The sequence below is a fragment of the Flavobacterium ovatum genome (assembly GCF_040703125.1).
In the GTDB taxonomy this organism is placed as follows: domain Bacteria; phylum Bacteroidota; class Bacteroidia; order Flavobacteriales; family Flavobacteriaceae; genus Flavobacterium; species Flavobacterium ovatum.
Genome location: NZ_CP160035.1, coordinates 2,118,643 through 2,130,000, shown reverse-complemented (window position 1 = coordinate 2,130,000; position 11,358 = coordinate 2,118,643). Strand labels below are relative to the sequence as shown.

Annotated in this window: 7 protein-coding genes, 2 tRNA genes and 2 rRNA genes (1 of these 11 only partly in view); 5 read left to right on the top strand and 6 right to left on the bottom strand. The window is 36.5% G+C overall.

Features of this window, described 5'->3' with window-relative positions; all coding sequences use genetic code 11:
• From ABZP37_RS09115 to ABZP37_RS09100, 4 genes are all read right to left on the bottom strand, one after another.
• Nucleotides 1-545 (bottom strand): 23S ribosomal RNA (locus ABZP37_RS09115) (it extends 2,341 nt beyond the left edge of the window).
• 136 nt (nucleotides 546-681) lie between these two features.
• A tRNA-Ala gene (locus ABZP37_RS09110) sits at nucleotides 682-755 on the bottom strand.
• A 128-nt stretch (nucleotides 756-883) separates the two neighbouring features.
• Nucleotides 884-957: transfer RNA gene (locus ABZP37_RS09105), tRNA-Ile, on the bottom strand.
• Nucleotides 958-1,178: 221 nt separating this feature from the next.
• Nucleotides 1,179-2,692, bottom strand: a 16S ribosomal RNA gene (locus tag ABZP37_RS09100).
• The 16S and 23S rRNA genes sit together here with 2 tRNA genes alongside, the layout of an rRNA operon.
• Nucleotides 2,693-3,904: 1,212 nt before the next feature.
• Between ABZP37_RS09100 and thrS the strand changes: the two genes are divergently transcribed.
• From thrS to ABZP37_RS09075, 5 genes are all read left to right on the top strand, one after another.
• On the top strand, nucleotides 3,905-5,851 hold the full coding sequence (thrS, locus tag ABZP37_RS09095) for a threonine--tRNA ligase (RefSeq protein ID WP_366187442.1): 1,947 nt from the start codon (nucleotides 3,905-3,907) through the stop codon (nucleotides 5,849-5,851).
• 23 nt (nucleotides 5,852-5,874) lie between these two features.
• Nucleotides 5,875-6,426: a translation initiation factor IF-3 gene (gene infC, locus ABZP37_RS09090; RefSeq protein ID WP_366187510.1), complete on the top strand. Its 552-nt coding sequence runs from the start codon at nucleotides 5,875-5,877 to the stop codon at nucleotides 6,424-6,426.
• A 117-nt stretch (nucleotides 6,427-6,543) separates the two neighbouring features.
• Complete coding sequence (gene rpmI / locus ABZP37_RS09085) at nucleotides 6,544-6,741, top strand: 50S ribosomal protein L35 (RefSeq protein WP_022827375.1); 198 nt, start codon at nucleotides 6,544-6,546, stop codon at nucleotides 6,739-6,741.
• Nucleotides 6,742-6,912: 171 nt separating this feature from the next.
• Nucleotides 6,913-7,257, top strand: coding sequence for a 50S ribosomal protein L20 (gene rplT, locus ABZP37_RS09080; RefSeq protein ID WP_086453231.1), 345 nt, complete (start codon nucleotides 6,913-6,915; stop codon nucleotides 7,255-7,257).
• A gap of 624 nt (nucleotides 7,258-7,881) precedes the next feature.
• The gene (locus tag ABZP37_RS09075) at nucleotides 7,882-8,256 is read left to right on the top strand and encodes a hypothetical protein (protein WP_366187440.1); all 375 of its coding nucleotides are present in this window, start codon (nucleotides 7,882-7,884) and stop codon (nucleotides 8,254-8,256) included.
• Nucleotides 8,257-8,292: 36 nt separating this feature from the next.
• Here ABZP37_RS09075 and ABZP37_RS09070 read toward each other — a convergent pair whose 3' ends face one another.
• Both ABZP37_RS09070 and dnaB read right to left on the bottom strand, forming a co-directional pair.
• On the bottom strand, nucleotides 8,293-9,555 hold the full coding sequence (locus ABZP37_RS09070; RefSeq protein ID WP_366187439.1) for an asparagine synthetase B: 1,263 nt from the start codon (nucleotides 9,553-9,555) through the stop codon (nucleotides 8,293-8,295).
• Nucleotides 9,556-9,696: 141 nt separating this feature from the next.
• A complete protein-coding gene (dnaB, locus tag ABZP37_RS09065; protein WP_366187437.1) occupies nucleotides 9,697-11,241 on the bottom strand; it encodes a replicative DNA helicase in 1,545 nt (514 codons plus the stop codon).
• Nucleotides 11,242-11,358: the final 117 nt, after the last annotated feature.

The following is an 11,358-nucleotide window of genomic DNA, read 5'->3' as shown; positions in this document are numbered from 1 at the left end:
TATGGTTTCAGGATCTATTTCACTCCGTTATTCACGGTTCTTTTCACCTTTCCCTCACGGTACTGGTTCACTATCGGTCTCTCAGGAGTATTTAGCCTTAGCGGATGGTCCCGCCAAATTCAGACAGGATTTCTCGTGTCCCGCCCTACTCAGGATACCACTATCTATTATATTCATTACTTATACAGGGCTATCACCTTCTTTGGCTTTACTTTCCAGTAAATTCTAATTCTTCATACATAAAATGTCGTGGTCCTACAACCCCAACATTGCCGTAACAACATTGGTTTGGGCTAATCCGCGTTCGCTCGCCACTACTTACGGAATCACTTTTGTTTTCTTCTCCTCCGCCTACTTAGATGTTTCAGTTCAGCGGGTTTGCCCACCTATCGGTGTACTAGATCTTCAATCTAGTGGGTTGCCCCATTCAGGTATCTACGGATCAATCGGTGTGTGCCCGTCCCCGTAGCTTTTCGCAGCTTATCACGCCTTTCATCGCCTCTGAGAGCCAAGGCATCCCCCATACGCCCTTATTTTGCTTATTGTACCAATCTTAAAATTAATTAAGACCGTTTTTGTTTGTCTTTTACTATTACTAGTAAAAAACGCTTTCTACTTTTAATATTTTTCTTATCTCAATATGTCAATGAACTTTTTCTTTCTACTTTCGTAGATAGATAGTGGAGAATAACGGAGTCGAACCGTTGACCCCCTGCGTGCAAGGCAGGTGCTCTAGCCAGCTGAGCTAATTCCCCATTTTTTAAGTATGAGTTATTAGTTTTGAGTTATGAATTCATATCTCATACATTCTCAACTTCTAAAATTTCCTTTAAGTTTTTTTAAACTTATAAATTATATTTAATAACTTATAACTTTAAATTAGTTGTCTCGGACAGACTCGAACTGTCGACCCCTACATTATCAGTGTAGTACTCTAACCAGCTGAGCTACGAGACAAGGTGATTTGGGATTTATGATTTTAAATTAACGATTGCAGATCTAAATCTGAAATCAAAAATCGTTAATCAACAATCTTAAATCGTTTATCTTTAACTTAAATTTTATTCAATTTTTTTAAATTAACAGCAAGAGTAATAAATTCTTAATATTCTAAATCCTTTAGATTCTTCGTCTTTTTCCCTACCGTGCTTATAAATAAGCTAACACTAAGGCTCTAGAAAGGAGGTGTTCCAGCCGCACCTTCCGGTACGGCTACCTTGTTACGACTTAGCCCTAGTTACCAGTTTTACCCTAGGCAGCTCCTTGCGGTCACCGACTTCAGGCACCCCCAGCTTCCATGGCTTGACGGGCGGTGTGTACAAGGCCCGGGAACGTATTCACCGGATCATGGCTGATATCCGATTACTAGCGATTCCAGCTTCACGGAGTCGAGTTGCAGACTCCGATCCGAACTGAGAACGGTTTTGTAGATTCGCTCCTATTTGCATAGTGGCTGCTCTCTGTACCGTCCATTGTAGCACGTGTGTAGCCCAAGGCGTAAGGGCCGTGATGATTTGACGTCATCCCCACCTTCCTCACAGTTTACACTGGCAGTCTTGTTAGAGTTCCCGACATGACTCGCTGGCAACTAACAACAGGGGTTGCGCTCGTTATAGGACTTAACCTGACACCTCACGGCACGAGCTGACGACAACCATGCAGCACCTTGTAAATTGTCTTGCGAAAAGTCTGTTTCCAAACCGGTCAATCTACATTTAAGCCTTGGTAAGGTTCCTCGCGTATCATCGAATTAAACCACATGCTCCACCGCTTGTGCGGGCCCCCGTCAATTCCTTTGAGTTTCAAACTTGCGTTCGTACTCCCCAGGTGGGATACTTATCACTTTCGCTTAGCCACTGAAATTGCTTCCAACAGCTAGTATCCATCGTTTACGGCGTGGACTACCAGGGTATCTAATCCTGTTCGCTACCCACGCTTTCGTCCATCAGCGTCAATATATTAGTAGTAACCTGCCTTCGCAATTGGTATTCCATGTAATCTCTAAGCATTTCACCGCTACACTACATATTCTAGTTACTTCCTAATAATTCAAGCCCTACAGTATCAATGGCCATTTCCCGGTTGAGCCGGGAGATTTCACCACTGACTTATAAGGCCGCCTACGGACCCTTTAAACCCAATGATTCCGGATAACGCTTGGACCCTCCGTATTACCGCGGCTGCTGGCACGGAGTTAGCCGGTCCTTATTCTTACGATACCGTCAAGCTAGTTCACGAACTAGTGTTTCTTCTCGTACAAAAGCAGTTTACACACCATAGATGCTTCATCCTGCACGCGGCATGGCTGGATCAGGCTTGCGCCCATTGTCCAATATTCCTCACTGCTGCCTCCCGTAGGAGTCTGGTCCGTGTCTCAGTACCAGTGTGGGGGATCTCCCTCTCAGGACCCCTACCCATCGTAGTCTTGGTAAGCCGTTACCTTACCAACTAACTAATGGGACGCATGCTCATCTTTCACCGTTGTGACTTTAATAATGTCTCGATGCCGAGTCATTATACTATGAGGTATTAATCCAAATTTCTCTGGGCTATCCCTCTGTGAAAGGTAGATTGCATACGCGTTACGCACCCGTGCGCCGGTCTCTAGGTCCGAAAACCTATACCCCTCGACTTGCATGTGTTAAGCCTGCCGCTAGCGTTCATCCTGAGCCAGGATCAAACTCTTCATCGTATATTGTGCGTTTGAATAAATTCAAACTATTAATTGTCGACTCAGTTTCTATCGGTTATTATTCGAATCTCTCGACTCTATTACTCTTATTCTTGTGCTCTAACATCTCTGTTAAAGCGGCTGTCAATTCAATATGTCTAGGAACGTGTTCTTATCTTGTTTTTCCGTTTCGTTGTCATGTTAAACATGTTTCTCGAAGCGGGTGCAAAAGTAAAAAACTCTTTTGTTTCTCGCAAGAAAAATTTAAAGTTTTTTTTAGAATTTAAATCCTAATTTCTTTATTCTTTCTTACCAGTATCTCAAGGAACTTTCATCGTTTTGCGGGGTGCAAATGTAAAACGTAAATTCTAATCTCACAAGCTTTATTTGATATTTTTTTTGAAGAAATTTTCCTCTTTAATATCTCATTTGCTTGTCAGTCTGTCAGTGAACGTATTCGTTGTTGCGGGTGCAAAAGTAGTGAGTCTCTTCGCTTAAACAATACTTTTTAATAACCTTTTTTTAATCTTTTTTTTAATGGGCTGAAAAAGCGGTGTTTGAGTTTTGCTGTTTTTTATGTTTGTAAGATTTTGGAGTTGTTTTATAGTAGGTTTTGTGGTAAATAAGGCCTACTCTATTCTTTTGCTTGGGAGTTTTGTTCTTTATAATCCCTGGTGTCGGACTTTGAAATGGATTTTTATGGTATTGAAGCTAGCGTTTCACAGCGGTTTGATTGGGTTTGTTGGCTTTTTCACCTATTATCAAGTCCAGTTTTGATAGCTAAAGGCATTTTCTCTTGTCCAATTTACTTATCTATATATAGGTAGGAGATGATTTTCGGCTAAAGTCCCCTCTCCAACTATTATAATCATCTGGCTAAAGCCAGACGCTATTCAATCTTTCTTTGTCTTAATTCCTATATTGATTCGGTTGAAACCTTTGTCTAAATCCTATCTATTATAGTATACTTCCAAAAAATCAAAAAAACAACCTCTTGAGCCCCGATAGAAGTGGCATCCTGTTGTGTTGCGATAGCATAAACAACAGATACAGCGGATAGCGGGACCATATTTACTGATAAAAACGAATCACTCTGCTCCTAATAATCAGCTTAATTCTATAGCTCTACCTATATATAAAGACATGTTTAGAAAATCACCCAAACAAACCTTATATATATATTGTATGTATTTTTGTAATGGTATATATTTGCAGTCTTAAATTTAACAAACAATGATTAAGATTACTTTGCCTGATGGGTCAGTTAGAGAGTATGCGGTTGACGCTACTCCGATGGAGGTTGCTAAGAGTATTAGCGAAGGTTTTGCTAGAAATGTAATTTCGGCTTCATTTAATGGGACGACCATTGAAACTTCTACTCCATTGACCACGGACGGAAGTCTTGTTTTATATACTTGGAATGACGAGGGCGGAAAGAAAGCTTTTTGGCATTCGACTTCGCACGTTATGGCGCAAGTTCTTGAAGAAATGTACCCAGGAATCAAATTGACTCTAGGACCTGCCATCTCAAATGGTTTTTACTATGACGTAGATTTTGAAGAACAAAAAATTACCGAAGCCGACTTTAAGAAAATTGAAGACCGCGTTCTGGAAATCTCAAGAGGAAAACATGAGTTTAAATTGCGTCCTGTGACTAAAGCGGAAGCTTTAGAATTATACAAAGACAATGTTTACAAAACCGAAATGATTACTAATCTTGACGATGGTACCATTACATTTTGTGATCACGATACTTTTACCGACTTATGTCGTGGTGGACATATTCCGAATACTGGAATTATTAAAGCCATGAAAGTGATGAGTGTTGCCGGAGCTTACTGGCGTGGAGACGAAAAAAACAAACAGTTGACTCGTGTATACGGTACATCGTTCCCGAAACAAAAAGAATTGACTGAATATCTTGCGTTGCTGGAAGAGGCTAAACGTAGAGACCATAGAAAACTGGGTAAAGAATTGGAATTGTTTGCTTTTTCGCAAAAAGTTGGAGCAGGTTTACCATTATGGTTGCCTAAGGGAGCTGCTTTAAAAGAAAGATTAGAGCAATTTTTGAAAAAAGCACAGAAAAAAGCAGGTTACGAACAAGTAGCTACGCCTCATATTGGACAAAAAGAATTGTATGTAACTTCTGGTCACTATGCTAAATATGGTGCAGATAGTTTTCAGCCGATAAGCACTCCTCATGAAGGAGAAGAGTTTTTATTAAAACCAATGAACTGTCCTCACCACTGTGAGATATACAACGTACGTCCTTGGTCTTATAAAGATTTACCAAAGCGTTACGCTGAATTTGGTACTGTTTACCGTTACGAGCAAAGTGGAGAGCTTCATGGTTTGACACGTGTACGTGGGTTTACTCAGGATGACGCACATATTTTTTGTACTCCAGAGCAACTAGATGAAGAGTTCAAAAAAGTAATAGATTTGGTTCTTTATGTTTTTGGATCCTTAGGATTCGAAGATTTTACGGCTCAGATTTCGCTAAGAGACAAAGAAAACAGAGAAAAATACATAGGAACTGATGAAAACTGGGAGAAAGCAGAAAACGCGATTATCAACGCAGCTGCAGACAAAGGTTTGAGAACTGTTGTGGAGTATGGAGAAGCTGCTTTCTACGGCCCTAAATTGGATTTCATGGTCAAAGATGCCCTTGGAAGACAATGGCAACTGGGAACCATTCAGGTTGATTATAATCTTCCTGAACGTTTTGAATTGACTTATAAAGGTTCTGACAACGAATTGCACCGACCAGTGATGATTCATAGAGCTCCATTTGGCTCTATGGAACGTTTCATTGCCATCTTACTAGAACATACTGCAGGTAATTTCCCACTTTGGCTTATGCCTGAACAGGCTATAATCTTGTCTTTGAGCGAGAAATATGAAATATATGCCAAAAAAGTTTTAGATTTGCTAGAAAATCACGAAATTCGCGCCCAGATTGACAACAGAAATGAGACAATTGGGAAGAAAATTAGAGATGCAGAGATGCAAAAAATTCCTTTCATGCTGATTGTAGGTGAGGAAGAGGAGAAAAACGGTACGATTTCTATCCGTCGTCATGGACAAGAAGGGAAGGGAAATATTACAATAACGATAGAGGCTTTTGCTGCTATTGTTGACGAAGAAATAAAAAAGACATTAAAAGTATTTACAGTTTAACTTAAATTTATAAAGCCATAGCAATAAGAAGCAATAGAGGTTACCAACCTCGCGTAGAAAAGAAGGATGCTCATAGAATAAACCAACATATTCGTGGGTTGCAAGAAGTGAGACTTGTTGGTGAAAACATTGAGCCAGGGGTTTTTAAACTTGCTGAAGCATTGAGATTAGCTGACCAATTTGAATTGGATTTAGTTGAAATTTCGCCAAATGCAGAGCCGCCAGTTTGCAAGATTATGGATTACAAGAAATTTGTTTACGAACAAAAGAAACGTGATAAGGTCTTAAAAGCTAAATCGACTCAGGTTACTGTAAAAGAAATTCGTTTTGGACCTCAAACAGATGAGCATGATTACGAATTCAAAAGAAAAAATGCTGAAAAATTCTTAAAAGAAGGTTCTAAGTTAAAAGCATTTGTATTCTTTAAAGGTCGTTCAATCATCTATAAAGATCAAGGTCAAATCTTATTGTTAAGATTAGCTACAGATTTGGAAGAATATGGTAAAGTGGAGGCGATGCCTGTTTTGGAAGGAAAGAGAATGATTATGTTCATAGCTCCTAAGAAGAAGAAATAGTATTCAGTTTTAAGTATTCAGTTATGACTATTGGAAACTAGAAATAAAAAAAGATGCTGAAATAAATTCAGCATAAAGATAAGTAAGTAAGAATAAATTAAAAAACACTAGGAAAAAATGCCTAAAATGAAAACCAAATCTAGCGCCAAGAAACGATTTAAAGTTACTGGTTCTGGAAAGATTAAAAGAAAGCATGCTTTTAAAAGTCACATCTTGACTAAAAAATCTAAAAAACGTAAATTAGCTTTGACACACTCAGCGCTAGTTCACAAAACAGATATGAAAAGCATCAAACAACAATTAAGAATTATATAATTGTTAATCGTTAAAAGTTATTCGTTAATAGTGTTAAACTAGTAACCTCTAACTTCTAACCTCTAACTGTTTTATTCTTTAGGTTAAAACAAATTAAAATAACCTTGGAGTATGGCCTTTAAGTTCTCTTGATTTAATTCGGGACGCCTGCTACAAAAAAACAATAAAATTATGCCAAGATCGGTAAATTCAGTTGCTAAAAGAGCAAGAAGAAAAAAAATAATGAAGCAAGCCAAAGGTTTCTTTGGTAGACGTAAAAACGTTTGGACAGTTGCTAAAAATGCGGTAGAGAAAGCAATGTGCTACGCTTACCGTGATAGAAAAGTGAACAAAAGAAATTTCCGATCTTTATGGATTCAACGTATCAACGCTGGAGCTAGATTAGAAGGAATGTCTTATTCACAATTCATGGGTAAAGTAAAAGCTAACGGAATCGAATTGAACAGAAAAGTTCTTGCCGATTTAGCTATGAACCATCCTGAAGCATTCAAAGCTGTACTTAATAAAGTAAAATAAACGTTTTATCAACTCAATTTAAGACTACTTACTTATATAGAAACCTCAATCGAAAGATTGGGGTTTTTTTATGTTTTATGATAAAAATTTGAATTCTACAAAAACTAAAACACTATTATAAAAAAACAACTTAACTAAATTTACAGTTTTTATTTACACATCCAAATTATCGTATATAGCATTGAAGACAAAACCAAAAGCATAAAACCATTGTTATAAAATCAGGAATTAATTACTTTATAACAAAAGGAAAATAGTATCCCTAAGTTAAAAAACAATACCCGAAAAACACTTAGGTACCAATCCAATTATTCACCTTGAAATAGCTAAAAAAACAAAAAACATAATAGATCATTATGATATTTCAATATTACAGTTAATGTCTAAAGGTTATACACTTGAAGAAATATCAGCTGATTTTAAGAATAACAAACCTAAAAATGTGTTTAAAGCGAATAACAATGTACAATTAATAGCCAATCCAAGGATTTAGGGCTCAAATAAAAAACTATTGATTACCAAATAGACTTAAGGATTATCAATGTGTTTTATTTATAAAAAACATTAAAAATGAGGTTTTCCGTAAAAAACATAGAATAAGAAATCTTATTTTTGAAAGAAAAAATGCTTTTAAGAAAAAATGCTCTCGTATTAGTCACTGGAATATCCTTAGTTCTTTTATTTGCTTGTAGTAATAATGCAAAGAAAGACGATACTAAGGAGGAAAGTATCGCTTTTCACAACCGATTAAACAATATCCAAATTGATGCATACAACTTTAAGAGTACTGAATTTCGTTATGATAATGAAGTAGTTGGAATTGATGAAAAAGGAAAGGAAATTTATGGAAACATCAATATTGAAGGCGAACATGGAGAGGGTAAACTATACCATACCAAAGGTAAACCTGAAATTAATATTGTTATAGAATCAACCGAAAACGGAAAATTACTAGCAACAGATACAGATGGTAATAAATATTATCTAAAAATAAAATAACATTCCCTTTAAAATTTATAGTTACTTCAAATTTGATTAGGTTTTAATTTTCTTTTTTCTAGCGGCAGGAAATAAAACATTGTTCAGTATTAAACGATATCCGGGAGAATTTGGATGTAGATCCAAAACAGTTGGCGCATCTCCAACTTGATGCTGATAATCTTCCGGATCATGACCACTAAAAAAAGTAAACATACCTTTTCCTTTTTCACCATGAATATAACGAGCTTCACCATTGAGTTCACAAGTTCCCATTAGTAATATATTTGACTTTATCAAACTAGAATCAAATGCTGTAGTTTGTCCCATAAATCCTTTTACCAATTGTGTATGATTTTGACATAACATACTAGGAATAGGATCCCATTTTGCAGAAAACTCCATAAGTGTGAAATAATCTTTATCCATAGGGATTCGTCTTTTCTCAGTCATATCAATATCCGAGAACTCGTATTTTTCAGGTCTTCTTTCTAATATAAAATCTTTAAAAGCAAAGGTGTTTAAGTAATTCAATTTAGACTGGTAATTTGCTTCAGAGGGATCTCCATCAAACATAGGTTCACAAATATCAACTCCATCTGCAGCTAGTGCAATATCAAAACTATCCGTAGCAGAACACATCGCAAACATAAAACCTCCTCCAATTACAAAATCTCTAATTTTCTTTGCGACTGTAACTTTTTCTTGTGAAACTTTTACATAACCTAATTTGGTCGCTAAATCCTCAGCTAATTTTTTCTGTTCTATATACCATGGTGTGCTCTTATAGGCTCCATAGAATTTACCATACTGTCCTGAAAAATCTTCATGATGCAAATGCAGCCAATCATACAATATGAGTTGATCACTTAGTACTTCTTCATCATATATTGGTGTAAAGGGGATTTCAGCATAAGTCAAAACTAACGTTACAGCATCATCCCAAGGTTGTTTTCCTTTTGGAGTATAAACAGCAATTTTTGGAGCTTTTTCAAGAACTACAGTCTCCATATTTTGTGATGGACTAGCAATTTCATTTAAAATTGTATTCGTTTCAGAATCTGAGAGCACTTCAAAGCTCACGCCTCTAATTTGACACTCTTTACGTATTTCTGGTGTATCGGGTAGCAAAAAAGAACCTCCTCGATAATTTAGCAACCAACTGGCTTTGTATTTTTTGTCCAAACACCAAAATGTAATTCCGTAAGCTTTAAGGTGATTTTGTTGCGTGCTTTCATCCATTGGCAACAAAACAAAAGATGCTTTAGTAGAAAATGAAATCAAAATTAAAATTAGCACGACTGTATTTTTGAAACCCATCATTAAGTATTTTACTCAAAGATACTGGATTTTATATTTTTTGTAGCAATGACTTTTCTACAAATGCTATCTAAAAAGAAAAAACTTTGCCATTGTGTATCCACATTAGCAAAGTTTAGACTCTTTTATAGTATAAGCAAATTAAAAAGGCATGTCACTATCATCGTCATCGTTATTGAAAGTACTGCCAAAAGCTTCATTTGCTGATGGTAAATTCTTTGTAATAAATGAGTTTTCATCTTGGTTCATTGATGAAGGTAAATCATCATAGTTTCCACTAAAATCATCTAAATTATCAAACTTACCTAGGTGTCCTATGAATTTTAAACGAACATTTTCAATACCACCATTACGGTGTTTTGCAATCATTAATTCAGCTTGTCCAGCCGTTGGCGAAGCTTCGTCATCATCCCATTCTTCAATTTTATAATACTCTGGACGGTATAAAAAAGATACAATATCAGCATCTTGCTCAATTGCACCAGATTCACGAAGGTCAGAAAGTAAAGGTCGTTTACTAGAACCACGAGTCTCCACCGCACGTGATAGCTGTGATAGTGCAATAACGGGAACATTTAGTTCTTTTGCTAATGCTTTTAAATTTCGGGAAATTGTAGAGATCTCCTGTTCACGGTTCCCTCCTCCTTTTCCGTTTCCACCAGCGGTCATTAACTGCAAATAATCAATAATGATAATTTTGATTCCGTGTTGTGAAACCAGACGTCTCGCTTTTGCTCGTAAGTCAAAAATTGAAAGTGAAGGTGTATCGTCAATGTACAGCGGCGCTTTTTCAAGATTTTTTACTTTGGTACTCAACATCGTCCATTCGTGTGGCTCTAACTTACCTGTACGTAATTTTTCGGAGGGCAATCCTGTTTCAGAAGAAATCAAACGGGTAATCAATTGCACTGAAGCCATCTCCAAGGAGAATAAAGCAACAGGGTGACCAAAATCGATAGCAATATTTCGAGCCATTGAAAGTACAAATGCCGTCTTTCCCATCGCAGGTCTTGCTGCAATGATAATTAAATCACTTGGCTGCCAGCCTGATGTCAATTTATCCAAAAGAGTAAAACCTGTTTCGACCCCACTTAGCCCTTCTTGTTTACTAATTTCTTCAATCTTCTTTTTGGCTTGAAGTACTAAACTTTGTGCCGTTTCTGAACTTCGTTTAATATTTCCTTGTGTTACTTCATACAATCTTGATTCTGCTCTATCTAACAAATCGAAAACATCTGTGGTTTCATCATATGACTCCTCAATGATTTCGGATGATATACGTATTAAGCTTCTCTGAATAAACTTTTGAAGAATGATTCGTGAGTGAAATTCAATGTGAGCAGAAGAAGATATTTTCTGAGTAAGCTGAATTAAATAAAAATCTCCACCAGCTAGCTCTAACTTTGCATTCTTTTTTAATTGAGCAGAAACTGTCAACAAATCGATTGGTTGTGTTTCTGTAAACAATTGAACAATTGCTTCAAAAATATGTTTGTGTGATTCTTTATAAAAAGCATCAGGTTGTAAAATATCAATAACATCATCAACCCCTTTTTTATCAATCATCATGGCGCCCAAAACAGCCTCTTCTAGTTCTATTACCTGAGGTGGTAATTTTCCTTTTTCTAGACTTATTATTGTCGATTTATCCACCTTAACAGGGTTAATATTTTTGAAATTTTCCATGCAACGAAAGTAACTTAATTTATAAAATTAATTGAATTTAGTTGTTACAAATAAATGTTTACAACTTCTGTTTTTTTGTTTATAACCAAAAAAAATCCGAAACTTAAAGGCTTCGGA

Coding starts and splice junctions, on each gene's coding strand:
- rplT (WP_086453231.1), top strand. CDS start 6,913: ATGCCAAGATCGGTAAATTCAGTTGCTAAAAGAGCAAGAAGAAAAAAA.
- ABZP37_RS09070 (WP_366187439.1), bottom strand. CDS start 9,555: ATGGGTTTCAAAAATACAGTCGTGCTAATTTTAATTTTGATTTCATTT.
- rpmI (WP_022827375.1), top strand. CDS start 6,544: ATGCCTAAAATGAAAACCAAATCTAGCGCCAAGAAACGATTTAAAGTT.
- ABZP37_RS09075 (WP_366187440.1), top strand. CDS start 7,882: ATGCTTTTAAGAAAAAATGCTCTCGTATTAGTCACTGGAATATCCTTA.
- dnaB (WP_366187437.1), bottom strand. CDS start 11,241: ATGGAAAATTTCAAAAATATTAACCCTGTTAAGGTGGATAAATCGACA.
- thrS (WP_366187442.1), top strand. CDS start 3,905: ATGATTAAGATTACTTTGCCTGATGGGTCAGTTAGAGAGTATGCGGTT.